The 21,359-nt window shown below is 43.4% G+C and carries 19 protein-coding genes; 12 read left to right on the top strand and 7 right to left on the bottom strand.

The window, feature by feature from the left end; genetic code table 11:
* The first annotated feature begins 73 nt into the window (after positions 1 to 73).
* Positions 74 to 610 (top strand): gamma carbonic anhydrase family protein, encoded by a 537-nt coding sequence (locus PG901_RS06360; protein ID WP_271133924.1) that lies wholly within the window; start codon positions 74 to 76, stop codon positions 608 to 610.
* 139 nt (positions 611 to 749) lie between these two features.
* On the opposite strand, the gene PG901_RS06355 is transcribed toward PG901_RS06360, so the two are convergent.
* The gene (locus tag PG901_RS06355; protein ID WP_271133923.1) at positions 750 to 1,196 is read right to left on the bottom strand and encodes a hypothetical protein; all 447 of its coding nucleotides are present in this window, start codon (positions 1,194 to 1,196) and stop codon (positions 750 to 752) included.
* A 214-nt stretch (positions 1,197 to 1,410) separates the two neighbouring features.
* On the opposite strand from PG901_RS06355, the gene PG901_RS06350 reads away from it, so the two are divergent.
* The 3 genes from PG901_RS06350 to ppnP all read left to right on the top strand — a co-directional run bounded on the left by PG901_RS06350 (position 1,411) and on the right by ppnP (position 3,692).
* The gene (locus tag PG901_RS06350; RefSeq protein WP_271133922.1) at positions 1,411 to 2,112 is read left to right on the top strand and encodes an HAD family hydrolase; all 702 of its coding nucleotides are present in this window, start codon (positions 1,411 to 1,413) and stop codon (positions 2,110 to 2,112) included.
* Positions 2,113 to 2,228: 116 nt separating this feature from the next.
* A protein-coding gene (gene prfB / locus PG901_RS06345) for a peptide chain release factor 2 (protein WP_201618733.1) occupies positions 2,229 to 3,324 on the top strand; the annotation gives its coding sequence in 2 pieces (ribosomal slippage) (positions 2,229 to 2,300 and positions 2,302 to 3,324; 1,095 coding nt in all).
* Positions 3,325 to 3,407: 83 nt separating this feature from the next.
* The gene (gene ppnP, locus PG901_RS06340) at positions 3,408 to 3,692 is read left to right on the top strand and encodes a pyrimidine/purine nucleoside phosphorylase (protein WP_271133921.1); all 285 of its coding nucleotides are present in this window, start codon (positions 3,408 to 3,410) and stop codon (positions 3,690 to 3,692) included.
* 108 nt (positions 3,693 to 3,800) lie between these two features.
* Here ppnP and PG901_RS06335 read toward each other — a convergent pair whose 3' ends face one another.
* Positions 3,801 to 4,253: a GNAT family N-acetyltransferase gene (locus PG901_RS06335; protein WP_271133920.1), complete on the bottom strand. Its 453-nt coding sequence runs from the start codon at positions 4,251 to 4,253 to the stop codon at positions 3,801 to 3,803.
* Between the two features lie 179 nt (positions 4,254 to 4,432).
* Between PG901_RS06335 and PG901_RS06330 the strand changes: the two genes are divergently transcribed.
* The 8 genes from PG901_RS06330 to PG901_RS06295 all read left to right on the top strand — a co-directional run bounded on the left by PG901_RS06330 (position 4,433) and on the right by PG901_RS06295 (position 17,340).
* Positions 4,433 to 5,566, top strand: coding sequence for a DNA topoisomerase IB (locus PG901_RS06330; RefSeq protein WP_271133919.1), 1,134 nt, complete (start codon positions 4,433 to 4,435; stop codon positions 5,564 to 5,566).
* 203 nt (positions 5,567 to 5,769) lie between these two features.
* The gene (locus PG901_RS06325; protein WP_271133918.1) at positions 5,770 to 7,518 is read left to right on the top strand and encodes an AMP-binding protein; all 1,749 of its coding nucleotides are present in this window, start codon (positions 5,770 to 5,772) and stop codon (positions 7,516 to 7,518) included.
* A gap of 86 nt (positions 7,519 to 7,604) precedes the next feature.
* A complete protein-coding gene (locus tag PG901_RS06320) occupies positions 7,605 to 8,396 on the top strand; it encodes an SDR family NAD(P)-dependent oxidoreductase (RefSeq protein WP_271133917.1) in 792 nt (263 codons plus the stop codon).
* A 203-nt stretch (positions 8,397 to 8,599) separates the two neighbouring features.
* Entirely contained in the window at positions 8,600 to 9,091 is a 492-nt protein-coding gene (locus tag PG901_RS06315) for a L,D-transpeptidase family protein (RefSeq protein ID WP_271133916.1), read from the top strand.
* 464 nt (positions 9,092 to 9,555) lie between these two features.
* On the top strand, positions 9,556 to 12,153 hold the full coding sequence (gene clpB / locus PG901_RS06310; RefSeq protein WP_271133915.1) for an ATP-dependent chaperone ClpB: 2,598 nt from the start codon (positions 9,556 to 9,558) through the stop codon (positions 12,151 to 12,153).
* A gap of 208 nt (positions 12,154 to 12,361) precedes the next feature.
* Positions 12,362 to 13,612: a PQQ-dependent sugar dehydrogenase gene (locus PG901_RS06305; protein WP_271133914.1), complete on the top strand. Its 1,251-nt coding sequence runs from the start codon at positions 12,362 to 12,364 to the stop codon at positions 13,610 to 13,612.
* 197 nt (positions 13,613 to 13,809) lie between these two features.
* Positions 13,810 to 15,459, top strand: coding sequence for a BCCT family transporter (locus tag PG901_RS06300; RefSeq protein ID WP_271133913.1), 1,650 nt, complete (start codon positions 13,810 to 13,812; stop codon positions 15,457 to 15,459).
* 225 nt (positions 15,460 to 15,684) lie between these two features.
* On the top strand, positions 15,685 to 17,340 hold the full coding sequence (locus PG901_RS06295) for a BCCT family transporter (protein WP_201626064.1): 1,656 nt from the start codon (positions 15,685 to 15,687) through the stop codon (positions 17,338 to 17,340).
* Positions 17,341 to 17,541: 201 nt separating this feature from the next.
* Here PG901_RS06295 and PG901_RS06290 read toward each other — a convergent pair whose 3' ends face one another.
* The 5 genes from PG901_RS06290 to nth form a co-directional block, all read right to left on the bottom strand.
* Complete coding sequence (locus PG901_RS06290; RefSeq protein WP_271133912.1) at positions 17,542 to 17,907, bottom strand: hypothetical protein; 366 nt, start codon at positions 17,905 to 17,907, stop codon at positions 17,542 to 17,544.
* A 252-nt stretch (positions 17,908 to 18,159) separates the two neighbouring features.
* Complete coding sequence (locus PG901_RS06285) at positions 18,160 to 18,513, bottom strand: DUF3144 domain-containing protein (RefSeq protein WP_193031653.1); 354 nt, start codon at positions 18,511 to 18,513, stop codon at positions 18,160 to 18,162.
* Between the two features lie 136 nt (positions 18,514 to 18,649).
* Positions 18,650 to 19,816, bottom strand: coding sequence for a methionine adenosyltransferase (gene metK / locus PG901_RS06280; RefSeq protein ID WP_201624619.1), 1,167 nt, complete (start codon positions 19,814 to 19,816; stop codon positions 18,650 to 18,652).
* A gap of 144 nt (positions 19,817 to 19,960) precedes the next feature.
* Complete coding sequence (locus tag PG901_RS06275) at positions 19,961 to 20,557, bottom strand: DJ-1/PfpI family protein (RefSeq protein ID WP_271133911.1); 597 nt, start codon at positions 20,555 to 20,557, stop codon at positions 19,961 to 19,963.
* Between the two features lie 79 nt (positions 20,558 to 20,636).
* Positions 20,637 to 21,332: an endonuclease III gene (gene nth, locus PG901_RS06270; protein WP_201563550.1), complete on the bottom strand. Its 696-nt coding sequence runs from the start codon at positions 21,330 to 21,332 to the stop codon at positions 20,637 to 20,639.
* Positions 21,333 to 21,359 lie beyond the last annotated feature (27 nt).

The raw sequence follows: 21,359 nt of genomic DNA, 5'->3' as shown, positions 1-21,359 counted from the left end.
TTACGCTAGCTTTATTACCACACACTTTTTACCATTTATAAACTTATATAAAAATAACGATTAAGGATGGATGATGATTTATCAATATTTAAACAAAACGCCAGAGTTTGCAGTACCTTTTAATGGCTGGGTAGCTGATTCAGCACGGGTGATAGGCGATGTATATTTGGGTCATAAAGCCAACGTGTGGTTTGGGGCGGTGATTCGCGGTGATAACGAGCGCATTCATATCGGTGATTATAGTAATGTGCAAGAAAACAGTGTTATTCATACCGATGCAGGCATTGAGGTTAAAATCGGTAATTATGTCACCATTGGCCATTTAGCGATGCTGCATGGCTGCGAAGTTGGTGATAATAGCTTGATAGGTATTGGTGCGGTGGTGTTAAATAATGCCAAAATCGGCAAAAACTGTATCATTGGTGCCAAAGCTTTGGTCACCGAAGGTAAAGAGATTCCGGATAATTCACTGGTGATGGGCGCTCCGGCAAAAGTGGTCAAAACCTTGACCGATGAGCAGGCAGCAATGTTAAAAATGTCAGCGTTACATTATGTTGAGCGTTGTCAAAAATTTAAAACTGGCTTAACAGAAATAGCGATGCCTGATTAATTGCCATAGATGTTAGAACAATAGAAGTCAGAGCAATTTTATAAAAAAGGAGGATGGTTTTATAGTAACCAATCCTCTTTATAGATGTTAAATTATGGCTGTTTTTTTTATGTTGTGATGCTTTTTATGCAAACGGTCGTTATGCCATTAGCATCATGATAAGCCAAATAACGGCAAAAATGATAATGCCGATAATCAGGCCGCGAAAGATATCATGGCGAATAGAGTGGTCACTAAGGTAATGATTATTACCGGTGTCGTCGATATTTAAGGCATTGACGCTTTCAGCACCGGCGCTTTTACCGACGATAAAACCTGTTAACGCCCCCAAAATTAGCATAAACGGCGTAAATAGCCAGAATATATCGCCATTGCCCATACCGGCTATTGAGCGAATAACAACGATAGCAAGGTCGATAAGTAAGCCGCCAAAACCATATAACAGAGCGTTTAACAGCGCATAAAGCAGACGCTCTAAAGGCGATTGATAGCTTTTGCCTAACTGCCGTCGCCTGATTTCTCTGATTGAGCGGGCAGGACGTCGCGGTCGGTTGGACAAAGCAGTTTTATCATCAGGCGCTTTCATAAATTTCTCTATTGTTATTATTCAGCAGGCTAAAGATAAGCTAATGAGATATTAAAGTAAACAAGTTAGCATAATTTTGTTTGGTAGATAGTTGGCTTCTAAAAGTTTATTCTGCAAATTTTATATTCATTACTCTTTATTTTAAGCTCTTTATTTCAAAAATTATTTATATCTAAAAAATTATTCCCTCAATAAACAAGAATAAGGCTCCATTATGCAGGCAACACAAGCAGGACAGGCTCCAAAAGAGTTGGCACTCTTTGATTTAGACCATACTTTGCTCGATGTCGATAGCGATTACCTATGGGGTGAGTATATCGTTAAGCATAATCTGGTTGACGAAGCTGAGTATCGCACTGCCAATCAAAAGTTTTATCAAGATTATATCGAAGGTACGCTTGATGCGACCGAATATAATGAATTTGTCGCACAATTCTTAAGTAGCTTACCGATGGAAAGATTACATGAGCTGCGCGAAGATTATATTAAGACGGAAATCGAGCCGCACATTCGCCCAAAAGCCATGGAGGTGCTCTGTCATCATGTCGAGAAGGGTCATGAAGTAGTGATTATTTCTGCTACCAATAACTTTGTAGTATCAGCCATTGCCAAGCGTTTCGGTATTGAAGACGCCAATGTGCTATCGACGCCACTTGAAATAAAAAACGAGCGCTATACCGGCAAATTAACGGATAAGCCTAATTTTAAAGAAGGTAAAATTTACCATCTCAATAAATGGATAGATAAGCGAAAATCAGCGGGTATGGATTTTGATAAAACTTATGCCTACTCAGACTCCAAAAATGACATTCCATTGCTCGAGTGGGCGGATGTGGCTATTTGCGTGTCACCCGATGATGCGCTACATGCGCACGCGCTTGCCCATCGTTGGGCAGTAGAAGATTGGTCGATTTAGGCAGCTTAAAGTTATTTAATATACAGGCAGTACTAATTAGCCAACTATTTAGCGTCAATCTCATTTAAAATAGCGCCATATCAGTGAGATATCTATTTAAAAAGACAGGAACACTTATGGAAATCAATCCGTATCAAGAACAAATCAAAGATTTATCTGAGCGTGGGCAGGATTTGCGGAGGTATCTTTGACTTCGACGGTAAGCAAGAACGCTTAGAAGAAGTCAATTTAGAATTAGAAAACCCCGAACTATGGAATGATCCAGAGCGCGCGACCAAGATTAATAAAGAAAAAAGTCAGCTTGATGGCGTCATCGACGTGGTGGTTTCGCTTGAAACGACTTTGGAAGATGCGTCTGCCATGCTAGAGCTGGCGGTAGAAGCAGAGGACGAATCATTGCTTGCTGATGTGCAAGCAGAGCTCGACAATGCAGAGAAGCGTGTTGCTGATTTAGAATTCCGCCGAATGTTTAGTGGCGAGATGGATCCAAACAATTGCTACTTGGATATCCAGTCAGGCAGTGGCGGCACGGAAGCGCAAGATTGGGCAGAAATGCTACTGCGTATGTATACGCGCTGGGCGGAATCACATGGTTTTAAGGTTGACGTGATTGAAGTGTCTTCTGGTAGCGTCGCTGGGATTAAATCAGCCACGATTGAGATTAAGGGTGATTATGCGTTTGGTTGGTTACGTACCGAAATTGGCGTGCACCGCTTAGTGCGTAAATCACCATTTGATAGTAATAATGGTCGTCATACCTCGTTTGCCGCTGTTTTCGTGTCGCCTGAAATCGATGACAACGTTGAGATTGATATCAATCCAGCCGATTTGCGTATCGATACCTATCGCTCATCAGGCGCCGGTGGTCAGCACGTGAACACCACCGACTCTGCCGTACGTATCACCCACGAACCAAGTGGCGTGGTGGTTACTTGTCAGAACGAGCGTAGCCAACATGGTAACAAAGCGACAGCGATGAAAATGCTCCGTGCTAAGTTATATGAGCTTGAGATGCAAAAACGTATGGAGTCACAACAAGCGGTTGAAGATGGTAAATCTGATGTCGGTTGGGGCAGTCAAATCCGCTCTTATGTACTCGATGACTCGCGCATTAAAGACTTGCGTACTGGCGTTGAGACCTTTAACACTGGCGCGGTGCTAGATGGTGACCTCGACCAATTTATCGAAGCAAGCCTAAAAGCGGGATTGTAAAGTTAGACTATTATTAATACCATTTAAAAGACCGCTTTTAAGACAACTTTAAAATATCAACCAACATTTAATTAAGGAAAATTATGCCAAGCGTTAATAACTATTTTGATAACAAAGTCACTTCTATTGCTTTTCAAACAGCGACCAAGCCGGCTACCGTTGGCGTGATGGAAATTGGCGAATATGAGTTTGGTACCAGCGAATTTGAAACTATGTCAGTCGTTAGCGGTGCCTTGACGGTTAAGCTGCCAGAAAGTGATGAGTGGCAAACCTTTAATGCAGGCGAGCAATTTACCGTTGAAGCCAATAAGAAGTTTCAAGTAAAAGTGGACGTAGAAACGGCTTATTTATGCACTTATGGTAAATAATGGTTTTTAGATTCGTGTTAGAACAATTAACGCCAAGTATTTAATGCTTGGCGTTTTTTTGTGGCTGTCTTTTGAGGTAAGTTTGAGTCATAAAATATTTGGTAACCGTTATAGGTTTTGACGATATTGCACCATGTCCGTTTGGCTGGCAATTACATCATAGAGTTTGCGCGCGGTGGTATTTCCTTCTTGCGTTGTCCAATAAACGCGGTTGCAGTTTTTCTTATTGGCAAATTCATATACCTGTTCAATCAATGCGCGTCCCACACCTTGACCGCGCACCGCTTCACTGACGTATAAATCTTCTAAATAACAACACTCTGTCGTATTCCAAGTATTGGGATGTAGCACCACATGCGTGATACCTACCAAATTTTCACCTTGCCACGCCCCAAAGCCATAAATCGGTGCGTTATTATCAAGCAGGTTGCGCCACGTCGATTCTGTCGTACTTGCTGGCAAGCTGGTTTCATAAAATGCGAGATAGCGCTGCCATAAATTTAACCAAGAGTCGTAATCAGTTTTAGATAAAGGGGTTGTTTTTATAGAAGTGTTTTTCATGATGTTTATTTAACTTAAGTGGTGGTGGTTATCGAATTATGGCTGAAAAGCTGAATATTTAGAACCCTTTAAAGAGTGTTTCTTACACATCGATTACACTTTGCTCGTGGCAAACAAACAGCAAAAACAAGCTCAATTGATTATGCTAAAACGACTATTTTATCAATCGAGTATGTATTATGGCGAAGCTAGATGACCGAACAACCATGCAGGATGTGCGCCATGATTATGAATATTTGGCTGGCTTGGCCAACTTACGCTATGTCAGTGATAATGAGCCTGGGTTTACACGCAGGCGTTGGGGACGCGGCTTTACCTATAAAGACGCCATAGGTGAAACGGTCAAAGATAAAGCGTTGCGCCAGCGTTTTGATGCGCTGGTGATACCGCCGATGTGGTCAGAGGTTTGGATATGCCAAGATGATAAAGGGCATCTGCAATCGACAGGCCGCGATGATAAAGCGCGCAAGCAGTACTTGTATCATCCCGACTGGGATCGTGTGCGCGATCAAGCCAAGTTTAATGCCATGATAGGTTTTGCTGAGGCGTTGCCAAACCTACGTGTGCAAGTCGAAAAAGACTTAGAAGCGCAGTCGTTATCACGCGCCAACGTATTGGCGGCAGTGGTCAAGTTGCTGGAGACGACCTTAATTCGTATCGGTAATAGCCGCTATGCTAAGCTCAATAAGAGCTATGGCCTTAGTACGTTACGCAGCAAGCACGTCAGTGAAACCGATAATGGTTTGGCGTTTGACTTCGTCGGTAAAAGTGCTAAAGAGCATCATATAGAATTGCAAGACGAGCGTTTAATTGACATTGTGCAGGCCTGTAGTGAGTTGCCTGGTTATCAGATTTTTAAATATTTGGACGATGATGGCAACAAGCAAGTTGTCGACAGTAGTGATATCAATGACTATCTACGCACACATACTTGTGGTCATGATTGTGAGAGCAAGATGTATAGCGGCAATTTATATAGCGCAAAAGACTTTCGTACTTGGATGGCAAGTGTTCTTGCAGCCAGTCATTTATACGATGAGCTGCAAACCTCGAAAGGGCAAGCAATATTAGCCAGCGAACCCAATAGCGATGAGCGTCAACAGCTGGTCACTGCTATGGTCAAAGCGGTGGCGGAGGAGCTTGGCAATACACCTGCTGTCTGCCGCGCTTCTTATATCAATCCAGTTATCATCGAGCGCTTTTTAGCAGGACAGTTTTTTGAGCCTTATAAGCAAGCGCGCCGTGGACGTACGAAGCAATATCAAAGCTGTGAAGAGAAAGCGTTGCTAGGATTTTTAAATGGCATAAAATAAGTTTATCTTCCCTAAGAAAACCATATTAAAATTAAAAATGATACGTTATGTATTGAAATAAATATAAAAATGCGTTACTAATAGAGCATATGAAATTCAATAAGTGCAAACAATAAGAGAAAACAGTGTATAGGATATGACTGTTTTACTCCTGATAAAGCGCTGATATCGTCAGTGACCCTCGATTGCTAAAGGATTAGCTTATGAATACCTCTTCTATAGATTTTTCGTCCTCAACCAATTTGTCTTCAGACAACCTGTCTCAAAGCAATTCGTCTTCTTCAAACCCAACTGGCTATAGCGATTACTATAATAACTTTGATATGAATGCGCTATTAACAGAGATATTTGGTGAAAATTTAGATGACCGTCTAAATGCCTATATGGCGTGTTGTGGTCGTCATGTACGTGATGGTCGCGGCGATAATTTGGCATTAGTTCATGAAGATACCGCTGGCAACATAACGCGCATGACTTTTGCGGAACTGGATAAGGCAAGTGCGCAAATTGCTAATTTATTACTGTCTTATGGCGTAAAAGTCGGTGAGCAAGTAGCGACCATGCTACCGCGTACGCCTGAGCTGCTCACCATTGTATTGGCGACTTGGCGGATTGGGGCGGTTTATCAACCATTATTCACCGCTTTTGGCTACGATTCGATTAAGTATCGGATGGACAAAGCCAATACCAAAGTGGTTTTTACCAATCAGGAAAATCGCGGCAAGTTTGAGGATTTAGCCGAGCAAACCAAAATGGTCATGGTTGGCAGTAAAAATAATGCGCAAGCTGATAATGAAAGCAAATGGTCTGATGATAATTATGCTCAGATGATGGCGACCCAGCCGCAAACGGTAGAGGCTGTTTTGTTAGATGAAGATGCGCCGTTTTTGCAAATGTTTACCTCAGGTACGGTAGGCAAATCAAAAGGCGTTAGTGTGCCATTAAGCGCGCTATCAGCTTTTTATCTATATATGCGCTATGCGATTGACTTGCGCGTCGATGATAACTACTGGAACATGGCCGATCCCGGCTGGGCATATGGATTATATTACGCGATTACGGGTCCTTTGCTGATGGGTGTCACCACCTATTTTAATGAATCGGGCTTTGACGCTGCCAATACCCGCGACTTTATGGTCCGTCATAAGATTACCAATTTGGCCTCTTCACCGACCGCCTTTCGTATGATGAAATCGAGCGGCGTGTTTGAAGAAGCTCACAATGACGCCAATGCCAAGCTATTACTACGCTGTGCCAATTCAGCGGGCGAAACCTTGAATACCGAAGTGGTTAACTGGGTGGAAACTTATCTAAACTGCAAAGTGTGCGATCAGTACGGGCAGACCGAAACGGGCATGACCTGCTGCGAGCACCATGCATTAGCTCATGAATGTCCAGTAGGCTCGATGGGCATGGCGTTACCGGGGCATACGTTAGTCGTATTGGATGATGACATGCAAGTATTGCCTGATGGTGAGCAAGGACAGCTGGCAGTGGTCGTCAGTCAATCGCCGGCGTTTTATTTCCGCGGTTATAGCTGGAATGAGAAAGACGCCTTTGCTGAAGATTACTATTTAACCGGCGATGTGGTCGAGCGCCATAGCGATGGCAGCTATTGGTTTTCTGGACGTGATGATGACATTATCATTACAGCAGGCTACCGCGTAGGGCCTACGGATGTGGAAAACACCGTGCTTGAGCATGAGGCAGTCGCAGAATCCGCCGCCGTTGGCGTGCCAGATGAAGTGCGCGGTCATACGATTAAGTCTTATGTGGTGTTAAAAGATGGCATCAAAGGGACAGATGAGATTGCTAAAGAGATTCAAGACTTGGTCCGCAGACGTCTTTCAACTCATGCTTACCCGCGTGAGGTTGAATTTGTCGATGCGTTACCAAAAACGCCAAGCGGTAAAATTCAGCGCTTCTTGTTGCGCAGCTTGTCTGCGGCATAAATGAGTCGAAGCATTCATAGTATTTGAAGATAATAAAATAGTTAGCCTATAAGAATAGTAATAAAACATCAATTAAAGGAATAATTATGCAAATTGAACAACACAGCTTTTTGGTTACTGGCGGTGCATCAGGTTTGGGTGAGTCAGTGGTTCGCGCTATCGTGGCTCAAGGCGGCAAGGTCGTTATTGCTGATTTGAACGAGTCAACTGGGCAAGCTTTGGTTGATGAGCTGGGTGATAATGTATGTTTTGCACGTTGTGATGTGACCAGTGGTGATGAGGTACAAGCGGCTGTTGAGTTGGCGGAAAAAGAATTTGGCGGTTTGCAAGGTTCCATTAACTGTGCTGGTATCGCTGTCGTACAAAAGCTGCTTGACCGTGAAAATAATCCAGCGGATCTTGATGCTTTTAGTCGCGGGGTTAATATCAACCTTGTTGGCTCTTTTAACGTCGCACGTTTGGTCGCGGCTAGTATTGCTAAGCGCGTGGCGAACGGCAATAATACAGAAAGCGACGCAAAGAAGAATGCTGATAATGGCATTATTATCAATACCGCATCTATCGCTGCTTTTGATGGGCAAGTAGGGCAAGCAAGTTATTCATCGTCTAAAGCGGGCGTCGTTGGTCTGACCTTGCCACTGGCGCGTGAGCTGGCGCGTCATGGTATTCGCGTGATGACCATCGCACCTGGTGTTTTTGCCACACCGATGATGGAGACTATTCCTGAAAAAGCGCGCGAGCAGTTAGAGGCCGGTGTCCCTTATCCTAAGCGTTTAGGCAATCCAAATGAGTTTGCTAAATTGGTCATGCATATTATCGATAATGCCTACCTAAATGGTGAAGTGATTCGCCTAGATGGCGCAATTCGTATGGTATAAGGTGATTTTAGATTTTGAGTGCAGCAAATTTACCCTTAATTCATAAAGCTTGCACAAACTTGGCATAGTATTTTGCTATCTTATAAAAGATGGTTTTATTAATGAGCGCTTACCTTTAAGAAGCAAAAACTATGTCTTTTTTCAATATAAATAGTAAATATTCACATTGGTTATTTATCGTCATAGGTTTTAGCCTCGCTATCATGACTAGCACGAGTGCCATTGCTGCTGAGGGTTTTTCAGAGAACACACAAGCCATGCTTAACAATATTGTGATTGATAAAGTCTTTGTCGATAAATCTGCTCGCACCCTGCAGTTGCTAAGCGATAATAAAGTGATTAAAACTTATCATATTGCGCTCGGTGGTAATCCTGTCGGTCATAAGCAGCAACAAGGTGACAAACGCACTCCGACAGGTCCTTATATACTCGATTATAAAAATGAAAAATCTAAATTCTATCGCTCTATTCACGTAAGCTACCCCAATGCGGCGGATAAAGCCCGTGCCAAATCACGTGGCGTTAGTCCCGGCGGTGATATTATGATTCATGGGCAGAAAAACGGTTTTGGGCATTTGGCAGCGATAAATCAGCAACGTGATTGGACGGATGGCTGTATTGCCGTTACCGATAATGAGATGGATGAAATCATGGCGGCTGTAGAGATTGGTACACCTATCGAAATTGTGGAATAAACACCTTGTTAACGTACGTTTATTCAGCTCATATTTAACGTACTTTCTACTTTTATAGATATTTCTAAATCACTCATTTAAGGTTTTTTCGATAATTTATTCATACTCTTAACATACTCATCTCTTTCTTTCTGAAAAATCCCAAACTTCCTATTTTTTCTTTTCTATCTTCCCTTGAAATCTCCCATAAATGTGCCTATTAATGCTTTATCGTCATATCATTGTTATAAGTAAGGTTTATATTGATAAGGTGATATATTAGTGTTTTGTATGGTCTATTTAATTGAAAGCAACTGACATTTATAAATCGCTAAATATTATTGATAAAAGTTAAATTAACATTGAAATACTACTTAACAAACCCGATATAGATAGCAACGAAAAGCTTGCGGCATCTTAATACTTATAAAAAGCCGCAGCTACTATCAGATATAAAATATTATTAATTATAAGAGGAAACAAGTATGAGATTCGAGAAGTTTACCCAAAAGTTGCAATCTGCCATTCAAGAAGCACAAAGTTTGGCTTTAGGACGCGATCACACAGGTATCGACCCTGTGCATTTGCTTGCCGTATTGCTGCAAGATGAGTCTAACTTGTCTATTTGCCAGCAAGCGGGCGCGTCTATTCCTGCGCTAAAAAATGGTGTGGCAAAGGCGCTCGACAATCAAGCCACCATTAGTGAGCCGACCGGCGACGTTAATTTAAACCCCAATTCGGTTAAAATTCTGAACTTGGCAGATCGTCAAGCACAAAAAGAAGGCGATGATTTTATCGCCACTGAATGGGTGATGTTGGCGCTCGCTGAACAAGGCGACACCAAAAAGATATTTGAAAGCGCTGGCGTAACGGCAAGTAAGTTAAAAGCGGTCATTGAACAATTACGTGGTGATGAAACGGTGAACAATCAAAATGCGGAAGATCAGCGTGATGCGTTGAATAAATATACCATTAACCTAACTGAGCAGGCGGAACTTGGTAAGCTTGATCCGGTGATTGGCCGTGACGAAGAGATTCGCCGTACCATTCAAGTATTATCACGTCGTACCAAAAACAACCCTGTACTGATTGGTGAGCCGGGTGTTGGTAAAACGGCTATTATTGAGGGTTTGGCACAAAAAATTATCAATGGTGATGTACCAGAAGGACTACGCCGCAAAGAAGTATTGTCGTTAGATTTAGGCTCATTGATTGCGGGGGCAAAATTCCGTGGTGAGTTCGAAGAGCGACTCAAAGCGGTACTTAGCGATTTATCAAAGCAAGAAGGCAATGTCATCTTATTTATCGATGAGTTACATACCTTAGTCGGTGCGGGTAAAGCCGATGGCGCGATGGACGCTGGTAATATGCTAAAGCCTGCGCTTGCTCGCGGTGAGCTACATTGCGTTGGTGCGACGACACTCGATGAGTATCGCCAATATATCGAAAAAGATGCGGCGCTTGAGCGTCGTTTCCAAAAGGTGCTGGTCGATGAGCCAACGGTCGAGGATACCATTGCGATTTTGCGTGGTCTAAAAGAGCGTTATGAGCTGCATCACGGCGTTGATATTCAAGACAGCGCGATTATTGCTGCCGCGCGCATGAGCCATCGCTATATTACCGATCGTAAGCTGCCAGATAAGGCGATTGATTTAATTGATGAAGCGGCAAGTCGTCTGCGTATGGAGATGGACAGCAAGCCTGAGTCACTTGGTAAACTTGATAGCCGTCTCATTCAGTTAAAAATGCAGCGTGAAGTGCTCAAAAACGAAGAAGACGCTGGTGCGCAAGCAGAGCGTAAAGTGCTTGATGCACAAATTGAAGAGCTTGAAAAAGAGTACGCTGATCTTAATGAGATTTGGCAAGCAGAAAAAGCACTGGTTAAAGGCAGTCAACAGCTAAAAGACGAGCTCGATAAAGCGCGTATTGCTTACGATAAAGCCAGCCGTGAAGGCGATTACGAGACCATGAGTAAGCTGCAGTATGAAACCATTCCGCAGCTAGAGCGCCGTATCCATGCGTCGGATTTGGCCGAGCAAAAAGAGCAGACTGGTGAAAATAGCGGTATCAAACTGCTGCGTAATAAGGTCACGGATAATGAAATCGCCGAGGTCGTGGCGGCTGCGACTGGTATTCCGGTCAGCAAAATGATGCAAGGCGAGCGTGACAAGATGATAGCGATGGAAGAAAAACTCCATGAGCGCGTCATCGGTCAAGATGAAGCGGTCGAAGCGGTCGCCAATGCGGTACGCCGTAGCCGTGCAGGTTTGTCTGATCCGAACCGTCCTTCTGGATCGTTCTTATTCTTAGGGCCTACTGGGGTCGGTAAGACTGAGCTGACTAAGTCACTGGCAAACTTCTTGTTCGATAGTGAGGATGCGATTGTTCGTATCGACATGAGTGAGTATATGGAAAAGCACAGCGTCAGTCGTTTGGTGGGCGCGCCTCCAGGGTATGTTGGTTATGAAGAAGGTGGCGCATTAACTGAAGCGGTACGCCGTAAGCCTTATAGTGTGATTTTGTTTGATGAAGTCGAAAAAGCGCATCCTGATGTGTTCAATATCTTGCTACAAGTGTTGGACGATGGTCGCTTAACGGATTCACAAGGTCGCGTGGTTGACTTCAAAAACACCGTCATCATTATGACCAGTAACTTGGGCTCGCATAAAATCCAAGAGATGGTCGGCGAAAGCTATGAGGATATCAAAGCTGAGGTGATGGAGTCAGTTGGGCAGCATTTCCGCCCAGAGTTTGTCAACCGTATCGATGAGATTGTGGTATTCCATCCGCTCGGTATGTCGCAGATGTCAGGCATTGCGGCGATTCAGTTGGATCGCTTGCGTCAGCGCTTGCATGAGCGTGAGTTGGATATCGAGCTATCAGCCGATGCGATGAACAAGCTGGTGGCAGTTGGTTACGATCCTGTGTATGGTGCGCGTCCACTAAAACGTGCTATCCAACAAGAGATCGAAAACCCATTGTCATTGAAACTGCTGGCGGGTGATTTTGTCGCCGGTGATATCATCAAAGTCGATGTGAGCGCCGATGATAAATTGACCTTTGATAAGCTCAGAATGAGCTAACAGCAAACGCTAAATGACTGTCGCTAAATGACGGTTATGGTTTAAAAAACCCCTTATTTGCCTATATTTTATATGGGTGAATAAGGGGTTTTTGCGTTTGCTGCAAGCATTATTTTACCGTTGTTATACTTTGCCCGTACTTTGATTATGGTATAAATAATTATAGTGCAAATAAGAATGCAACAAAATTAAGGAAGATGACATCAGGATGATAAACAATAAAAAACAGACAAATAGGCTAATAACATTACCGTTGATTCTTACCGCACTGCTGTTTAGTGTCTCTGCGTGCTCTAATCCTTCAGCCGTCAATACCAATAAAGATCTGACCGAGTATAAAGAAGGGCAAGCATCTATCGATGCATCCATAGCAAATATGGAAAAACCTAGCTTTGCAACGAAAGCAGTGACCACCTTTAATGAACCTTGGGCAATGACCGCGTTGCCTACCGTCAATAATAAAGCACCCAAACTGCTTGTAACCCAAAAGACAGGCGAGCTATTGATTGTTAATACGGCTACTGGTGCTAAGAAAGTGGTCGCTGGCGTACCCAAAGTAGCTTATGGTGGGCAGGGTGGTCTTGGCGATATTATCCTTGCGCCAGATTTTGCTACCTCTAATAATATATATCTTAGCTACGTTGAAGCAGGCAAGGGCGCTGATAATAATAAATTTGGTGCAAAAGTCATTAAAGCGACATTGACGGGGCCAGATACTGACGCCCCAAGCTTACAAGCTATGACGCCCATTTGGGAGCAATTTCCAAAACTAAAAGGACAAGGGCATTATAGTCATCGCTTACTGTTTTCACCTGACGGGCAGTATTTATATATCAGCTCAGGCGAGCGCCAAGAAAAAACGCCTGCGCAGGATATGAGCGTTAATTTGGGTAAAATTATCAGATTAAATCCTGATGGCTCAGTGCCAGCCGATAATCCATTTATGAATACAAATAATGATATCGCTGACCAGTTTTGGACCATCGGTCATCGTAATGTACTTGGCATGGCGTTCGATGACAAAGGCAGACTTTGGGCTCATGAAATGGGGCCACGCGGCGGTGATGAGTTTAATCTTATTGAAAAAGGTAAGAACTATGGCTGGCCAATCGTCTCGAATGGCCGTAATTATACCGGAACCGATATTCCGGATCACGATACACGTCCCGATTTTGCAGCGCCTGAAATTACTTGGACGCCGGTGATTTCACCTTCTTCTATGAGTATTTATCACGCCGGTAAATATAATGACTTTCCAGCGTGGCAAGGCAATGCGCTGATCAGTGGCTTATCATCAAAAGCGCTCATCGTGGTGAGTTTTGAGAAAAATAACGGAGCGGCAGAACGCTATCGCTATGATATGGGTGAACGTATCCGTGGTGTCCTAAACGTCGATGGGCAAGTATGGTTATTAGAAGATGGCGCTAAAGGTAGGCTGCTGCGATTATTGCCGAACTAGTGATTTATCTAATGGCCTGCATCAATCGCTGGCTAAATAATCTAACTGGATAATTGCTTAAAATGTCCAAATCGAGGTTTAAAATAGCCAAGCAAATTGTTACCAAAAAATATCTTTATCAAGTTTATTTTGTAGTTAATTGATAATTAAAGGTTAGTTTGTTAAGGTGACCTTTCTTAAATATGAGGTTTTAGCGAATGAACGAAGTAAAAGTAGGTAAGCTCGGCCCATTTCCAAGGGTAAATAAGCCTGTATTTATCACGTCAGGTATCTTAATTGTCGGCTTCATCATTTTTGGCTCGTTATTTACTGAAACTGCCGCAGCGCTTTTTAGCTTCTTACAGGACTTTATTGCCGAAAAATTCCGCTGGTTATTTATCATCTTATTTAACGTGGCGCTGGTGTTTTGTATTTACCTTGCCGCCAGCCGCTACGGTGATATTCGCTTAGGTAAACAGACAGAGCGACCGCAATATACCTTGTTTTCATGGATTGGGATGTTGTTTTCGGCGGGCATCGGGATTGGATTGGTCTATTGGGGCACAGCGGAACCCTTATACCATTTTATGGCACCGCCCGTTGGTGAGGGACAGACTGTAGAGGCAGCAAAGCAAGCGATGAATCTGTCGTTTTTGCATTGGGGGCTGCATGCATGGGCGATTTATACCGTCGTGGCACTGTCGTTAGCCTATTTTCACTTCCGCCGTGGTCTGCCGTTATCGATTCGCTCAACCTTGTATCCTATCCTCGGGCAAAAGATTTATGGTAAATGGGGTCATACCGTCGATATTTTGGCGGTATTCGGGACGATGTTTGGGGTTGTGACCTCGTTAGGTCTTGGGGTTATGCAGATTAACTCGGGTCTAGAGGGTTTATTTGGTATTCCTAATACCTTAACCATACAGTTTATTATCATTGCCTTCGTAACTTCACTGGCTTGTGGCTCGCTGATGCTAGGTCTTGATAAAGGGATTAAGCGCCTCAGTGATATTAATATGGGGCTGACCGGTATTCTACTGGCCTTCATGGTGATTTTGGGTCCGACGTTATTTATCTTTGACAGCTTTATTGAAAACGTTGGTAACTATCTGGCAAACATCGTCACGTTATCAACGTGGAGTGAAGCCTATAGTGGCACTGATTGGCAAAGCGCTTGGACGATATTTTATTGGGCATGGTGGGTTAGCTGGTCACCATTTGTCGGCGTATTTATTGCGCGTATCAGTCGTGGTCGTACCATTCGCGAGTTTGTATTTGGCGTGCTGCTTATTCCGATGACGATTTTGTTTTTCTGGTTTACAACTTTTGGCGGTGTTGCCATTCAAATGGAGCTATTAGCCGCTATTAGCCCTGATTTGGTCAGCCCAGGATTGGTCGCCGCGGTGCAAGCGGATACCGGTAGTGCCATTTTTAAATTGGTTGAATACTATCCGCTTACCAAACCTATCACCTTATTAATTGTAGTGATGATTGTACTTTGGTTTGTGACCTCGTCAGATTCGGCCAGCTTTGTCATCGATATGTTGACCGCTGGTGGCGACACCAATCCACCCAAAATCCAACGTTTATTTTGGGCCATTATGCAGGGCGTGATTGCGGCAATTTTATTAGCGGCAGGTGGATTAGGAGCATTACAAGCGGCGGCCATCGTGGCAGGATTGCCCTTTGCTTTGGTCATATTTGTGATGATGTATGCGCTGTTACGTGGCATGAGTCGCGATCGTCTTATCCTATATCGCAACCAGCAGCGTTACATTACTGACGAGTCAGCCGACCATAATTCAGCCAATGAGTTTGTGGATGAAGAGCTATTAAAAGGTCCGCCTAAAATTGTGAAAGGTGATTGATAGGCTGAATATCGCCATATCAAAGATATTTTTATACATTGAATCATATAGTTAGCTTGTGTTTATTTTACCTAAATAAACAATATAATAATTGTCATTTAAAATCCTAAGATGCATCGTTATCTTAGGATTTTTTAATTTTGCCCATTAACAGATGACTGACCGGATTTGATAGTTTGTAAATATCTTGTTAAGGTTGGCGTCCTAAAAAATTGAGACGACTGAATGGATCACGTTAAAGTTGGCCGATTGGGCCCTTTTCCACGGGTAAGTAAACCTGTTTTTTTAACCTCAGCGATTTTAATCCTCGCATTTATTATCTTCGGTGCTTTTTTTAATGAATTGGCAAGCGAAGTGTTTGGCCAAGCGAAGGCATTTGTATCGATGCGCTTTGGTTGGTTTTTTATCATGGTGGTCAACTTAACGTTGGTGATGAGTATCTATCTGATATTTAGCCGCTATGGCGATATTAGATTGGGTCACCAAAACGAGACCCCAGAGTACAATATTGTTTCTTGGATTGGCATGCTGTTTTCGGCCGGTATTGGTATTGGCTTGCTCTACTGGGGTACAGCTGAGCCGTTATATCACTTTATGGCACCGCCTTTAGGTGAGCCTGAAAGCATTGCCGCGGCCAAACAAGCGATGAACATCTCGTTCTTGCATTATGGTCTGCATGTCTGGGCAATTTACGGCATGGTAGCATTATCCTTGGCGTATTTTCATTATCGCCGTGGCTTGCCATTAGCCATTCGCTCAACCTTATATCCATTGCTGGGCAAAAAAATCTACGGCCCTATGGGTCATATCGTTGATACGCTGGCGGTATTTGGCACCATGTTTGGTGTGGTTACGACCTTAGGCCTCGGGGTACTACAGATTAACTCAGGGCTTGAGAGTTTATTTGGTATTCCAAATAACATCACCGTGCAGATTATCTTGATTGCTTTTATCACCATGCTGGCAGGATTGTCACTATTGATGGGACTTGATAAAGGCATTAAGCGTTTAAGTGATATCAATATTTTCTTTACCATTGTGCTCTTAAGCTTTGTGATTATTTTGGGTCCAACCCAGTTTATCTTTAACAGCTTCTTTGAGAATATCGGTAATTACCTACATCAAGTAATTCCACTTGGGCTATGGACGGAATCTTATGAAGGTGAAGCAAACTGGCAGTCATCATGGACGGTATTCTACTGGGCATGGTGGATTAGTTGGTCACCATTCGTTGGGGTATTCGTTGCCCGTATTTCTCGTGGCCGTACTATTCGTGAGTTTATCTTAGGGGTGTTATTAATCCCTATTACCATTTTGTTTTTATGGTTCACCGCCTTTGGTGGTTCAGCAGTGCATATGGAGCTGATGGCAGCGGTTGACCCAAATATGGTAAGCCCTGGACTGGTTGAAGCAGTGCGTGCGGATACCGGTAGTGCTATTTTCAAATTAATGGAGTCGTATCCGCTGACGGCAGCGCTGAACGGGCTTATCGTGGTGATGATTGTCCTTTGGTTTGTCACCTCATCAGATTCTGCCAGTTTTGTCATTGATATGCTGACCTCAGGCGGCGATACCAATCCACCAAAAATCCAGCGCTTATTCTGGGCAGGTACCGAAGGCGTTATCGCGGCGGTGCTATTAGCCGCAGGCGGTTTGGGTGCGCTACAAGCAGCCTCTATTGTCTCGGGCTTTCCGTTTGCCGTGGTCATTGTTATTATGATGTATTCATTACTGCGAGGTTTGAGCCGTGATAGATTGATACTTTATCGTAATCAGCAGTGGTTTATCACTGAAGAATCTGCCGAGCATAACTCAGCCAATGAGTTCCGCGATGAGGAATTATTAACCGGACCACCAAGTCTAAAGCCGACTGATGACTAGTGATGAGTAATAGCTATAATTAAAAGCTATGTAGCGAATGTTCATAGCAAGATTGCTAAAACACAGTCGCAGTAAAAATATAAAAAATCCCAGTGTTAAGCTGGGATTTTTTATGGGCGTTGAACAATTTATTGGTTTTTAACGGATGATAGGTATTTAACGATATGCTCTTAAAATCAGCGTTACTGTTTTAGACATTCATTATGAACATTCGCCTTTTACATAGCTGATTGCCTCAGGGGTGCTACAAGCTGAGCAGGCATTGCCCGCCGTGCGATAGCTTATCTCTGAGCCCACTTGTGTTTTTACGCAGACCGGATCGTATTGCGCCGTACACATGGTTTTTTCGGGATCAAAGGTTGGACACTGGGCAACGATTCCTTTTGGAGGTTGGCTGGTATTAGAAGCGGGCGGCTGAATAGCTGTGTTATCAGGCATAGGGCTTGAGTTAGAGTTAGGGCTGATATTGTTACAACCCGCTAAGCCGAGCGTCAAGGTTATGGTTAGTGATAGGGCGAGGGTAGAAGGCTTTAATAAAGATAGCCATGGTTTAGATAGAGCGCTCATAATAAATATCCTTATATTTTATGTATACGTGCTTTTAATTATTCATTTTGCATCAAAAGTTTGTGTTAAAAAAGTCAATTATCGATGCAAAGGTTAGTATTTAATCACAGAACATTTGCTCGTAAGATATTTGATAGTAAAGGATTTATGCTCAGTCATCTAGTGCAAAACAGATAAAAAAACCCAAGCTTATAAGGCTTGGGTTATTTATATTACTTCTTAATAAAATTCTTGAGTAAGCTTTTAGAAAGCTTACTGCGCAGGTTTATCATCTTTATTAAGCTGTACATATTTATCAAAATTTTGTGCATAATCAGTTAAGTTGTCGCTTAGCATTTGGCGATATTGTTTGGTATAAAACTCAACGATATCGTCTTTTTCTTTGGCGAAATCATCACCTTTTACAAAGCCAATTGAAGCAACTGACGCACTATAACGTGCCGCCGCATAAAGCAGTGACGCACCTACTTGACCTGAATGCGCTTCAGGACCTAGTTGACTGTTTGCCACACCAATAATCGCATCGGCACGCTGATAAAACGCTTGCATCTCAGGGGTGATTTCAAGAGCGGCATCAATATCATCATTTTGGGCATTGTTTGGCATATTGTCTTGAGACATAAGCGACTCCTAATAAGGGTAAGTAAATTTAAATATATCACGCCAGTCTTTAAACTTAAGAAGGGTAAAGACTGGATAAATCTAAAAAATGGATAAAATAGTAAAAAGTCTGACGTCAGGCTTATAAACCTGCATCTGCTTTTAAGATTTCCGCTTTGTCAGTTCTTTCCCACGTAAAGGCGGTTTCAGAACCTTGGCGACCAAAGTGACCAAAGGTTGCGGTTTGCTGGTACATCGGCTGCAATAAGTTCAGCATACGCGTAATACCATAAGGACGTAGGTCAAAATGGGTACGAATCAAGCTAATAATTTCATCGTTGCTGATTTTGTTAGTACCGAAAGTGTTAATTGAAATCGAAGTCGGTTCAGCAACGCCAATCGCATAGCTCACTTGCAACTCACAGCGATCTGCAATACCGGCAGCGACGATGTTTTTGGCCACATAACGTACTGCATAGGCAGCGCTGCGATCCACTTTTGAAGGATCTTTACCACTAAATGCACCGCCACCATGACGTGCCATACCGCCGTAAGTATCAACGATGATTTTACGACCAGTCAGTCCAGCATCACCGACAGGGCCACCAATGACAAATTTGCCCGTTGGATTGATATGGTAGCGCGTACCGGCATGCAATAACTCTGCTGGCAATACTTGCTTAATAATAGATTCCATTACCGCCTCTTGCAGGTCTGCTTGCGAGATGCTTGGATCATGCTGCGTTGATAAAACCACGGCGTCAATGGCAACCGGTTTATTACCATCATATTTGAGGGTCACTTGGGCTTTGGCATCGGGACGTAACCAAGGCAGCTCACCGCCGCGGCGCAGCTCAGATTGACGCTCCATCAAGCGATGGGCATATTCGATAGGCGCTGGCATCAATACTTCGGTCTCATTGCTGGCATAACCAAACATTAAGCCTTGGTCGCCGGCACCTTGTTCTTCAGGATCGCTACGATCGACACCTTGAGCAATTTCAGGAGATTGCTTACCCAGCATATTAATAACGGCACAGGTCTCGCCATCAAAGCCCAAGTCTGAGTGATGGTAACCGATGCCATTTACCGTATCACGGACGATACGTTCAACGTCGATATTGGCAGTCGTGGTGACTTCGCCTGCCAGTATGACAGCACCTGTCTTAACCAGCGTTTCACACGCCACACGGGCATGTAAATCTTGGCGTAAAATGGCATCAAGGATAGCATCTGAGATTTGGTCAGCCATTTTATCTGGATGGCCTTCGCTCACAGACTCTGAGGTAAATAAATTATATTCGCGCATAGTGGGATCGCTTAATTGCAGGGACTGTAATATATAAAATCAGTCATTATTAAATGTTAACGGAAAATAGAAGGTAAAAGTGAATCAAAAAATTATGATATTTTACCGTGAATCGAGGTAAAACTCTAGTGTCAGCCATGACGGCTAACAATTGTAGAAATCATCGAGGCGGCTGTCTTCTTGCCAGCGGTATTCTGTATAGTCAGCGACTTCTTTTGCGCTGTCGCGACCTTGTCTATCAGCAATAAAACCAAGCGCCATATCCATGCCAGCCGTGACACCTGAAGAAGTATAAAACTTGCCATCTACCACCCAGCGCGCCTGCTTTATCCAATCAACCTGATCTGATTGTTCGGTTACCCATTGCCAAGCACGCTTATTTGACGTGGCTCGTTTATAGTCTAAAATACCTGCCTTCGCCAATAAAGCACTACCCGTACAGACGCTAAGCACCCAGTCGGCGTTATCAGCGAGCGTAGTCAGGGTCTGCAAAAACTTACTATCATTAATCAGTGGACGTGTACCTTTACCGCCGACGACCAATAATATATTCGTTTGCTGGGCTAACTCTGCTACTGCGACAGTTTGTAAGGCAACACCATGATGGTTATGAATGATACCACCTTTCATTGACGCAAATTGAATGCGAAAATCGTTAGGTAAGCTACCAAATAGCTCAATAGGCCCAAATAAGTCTAAAGTTTCAAAGTCGTCAAATACGAGTGCGGTCAGGGTCTGCATTCTGCTTCCTTAAATTAAAGTATTAAGCCGAAGTATTTAGAAAGGAGATATTTGAAAGTTTTTAAGGTTCTCAAAGCCTTTAAAGCTCTAAAAATGCCGCTTTATCCTTAAACATACATTCTTCATAAACAGGACAAGCGCCACATTTTGGGGTACGAGCTTGACAAGTATAGCGCCCATGCAAAATCAAATAATGGTGAGCATCAACGATAAAGTCATCGGGGATACGTTCGAGCAGTTTTTTTTCAACGATTAAGACATTTTTACCCGTGGCAAGTCCCGTACGATTGCCGACGCGAAAGATATGGGTATCAACCGCCATCGTCGGCTGCCCAAAGGCGGTATTTAACACCACATTCGCCGTCTTCCGCCCGACACCCGCTAGAGACTCTAAGTCTTTACGGTTATCAGGGACGGTGCTATCAAATTTCTCAATCAAGTCACGGCAGGTTTTAATGACGTTTTTGGCTTTGGCATTAAATAAGCCGATATTCTTAATATACGCTTTCAGTCCTTCTTCGCCTAATGCCAAAATGGACTCAGGCGTATTCGCCACCGGATAAAGCTGGTTGGTGGCAATATTGACGCTGACATCGGTTGCCTGCGCCGATAATATGACCGCGATAAGCAGCTCAAAGTTACTGCTATAATTGAGCTCAGTTACTGGCTCATCAATCGTCGCAGCCAACTTCTCAAAAAACGGACGCACATCACGATTGGGCATACGCCTCGATGGCGGTGTATCGGCAGTTTTATGTTTAACGGTTTTACTCATGGTATTGTTACCATCGTTTTATTCATT

Source organism: Psychrobacter sp. ANT_H3 (genome assembly GCF_027919975.1).
Lineage (GTDB): Bacteria > Pseudomonadota > Gammaproteobacteria > Pseudomonadales > Moraxellaceae > Psychrobacter > Psychrobacter maritimus.
This window is presented reverse-complemented; position numbering and strand designations above follow the sequence as displayed.

Bases quoted from the DNA above. Each gene is read 5' to 3' on its own strand.
- PG901_RS06335 (WP_271133920.1), bottom strand. From the start codon at position 4,253: ATGAAAAACACTTCTATAAAAACAACCCCTTTATCTAAAACTGATTAC.
- PG901_RS06350 (WP_271133922.1), top strand. From the start codon at position 1,411: ATGCAGGCAACACAAGCAGGACAGGCTCCAAAAGAGTTGGCACTCTTT.
- metK (WP_201624619.1), bottom strand. From the start codon at position 19,816: ATGCGCGAATATAATTTATTTACCTCAGAGTCTGTGAGCGAAGGCCAT.
- PG901_RS06290 (WP_271133912.1), bottom strand. From the start codon at position 17,907: ATGAGCGCTCTATCTAAACCATGGCTATCTTTATTAAAGCCTTCTACC.
- PG901_RS06285 (WP_193031653.1), bottom strand. From the start codon at position 18,513: ATGCCAAACAATGCCCAAAATGATGATATTGATGCCGCTCTTGAAATC.
- clpB (WP_271133915.1), top strand. From the start codon at position 9,556: ATGAGATTCGAGAAGTTTACCCAAAAGTTGCAATCTGCCATTCAAGAA.
- PG901_RS06300 (WP_271133913.1), top strand. From the start codon at position 13,810: ATGAACGAAGTAAAAGTAGGTAAGCTCGGCCCATTTCCAAGGGTAAAT.
- nth (WP_201563550.1), bottom strand. From the start codon at position 21,332: ATGAGTAAAACCGTTAAACATAAAACTGCCGATACACCGCCATCGAGG.
- PG901_RS06355 (WP_271133923.1), bottom strand. From the start codon at position 1,196: ATGAAAGCGCCTGATGATAAAACTGCTTTGTCCAACCGACCGCGACGT.
- PG901_RS06360 (WP_271133924.1), top strand. From the start codon at position 74: ATGATTTATCAATATTTAAACAAAACGCCAGAGTTTGCAGTACCTTTT.
- PG901_RS06305 (WP_271133914.1), top strand. From the start codon at position 12,362: ATGATAAACAATAAAAAACAGACAAATAGGCTAATAACATTACCGTTG.
- PG901_RS06315 (WP_271133916.1), top strand. From the start codon at position 8,600: ATGACTAGCACGAGTGCCATTGCTGCTGAGGGTTTTTCAGAGAACACA.
- PG901_RS06330 (WP_271133919.1), top strand. From the start codon at position 4,433: ATGGCGAAGCTAGATGACCGAACAACCATGCAGGATGTGCGCCATGAT.
- PG901_RS06320 (WP_271133917.1), top strand. From the start codon at position 7,605: ATGCAAATTGAACAACACAGCTTTTTGGTTACTGGCGGTGCATCAGGT.
- PG901_RS06325 (WP_271133918.1), top strand. From the start codon at position 5,770: ATGAATACCTCTTCTATAGATTTTTCGTCCTCAACCAATTTGTCTTCA.
- PG901_RS06275 (WP_271133911.1), bottom strand. From the start codon at position 20,557: ATGCAGACCCTGACCGCACTCGTATTTGACGACTTTGAAACTTTAGAC.
- PG901_RS06295 (WP_201626064.1), top strand. From the start codon at position 15,685: ATGGATCACGTTAAAGTTGGCCGATTGGGCCCTTTTCCACGGGTAAGT.
- ppnP (WP_271133921.1), top strand. From the start codon at position 3,408: ATGCCAAGCGTTAATAACTATTTTGATAACAAAGTCACTTCTATTGCT.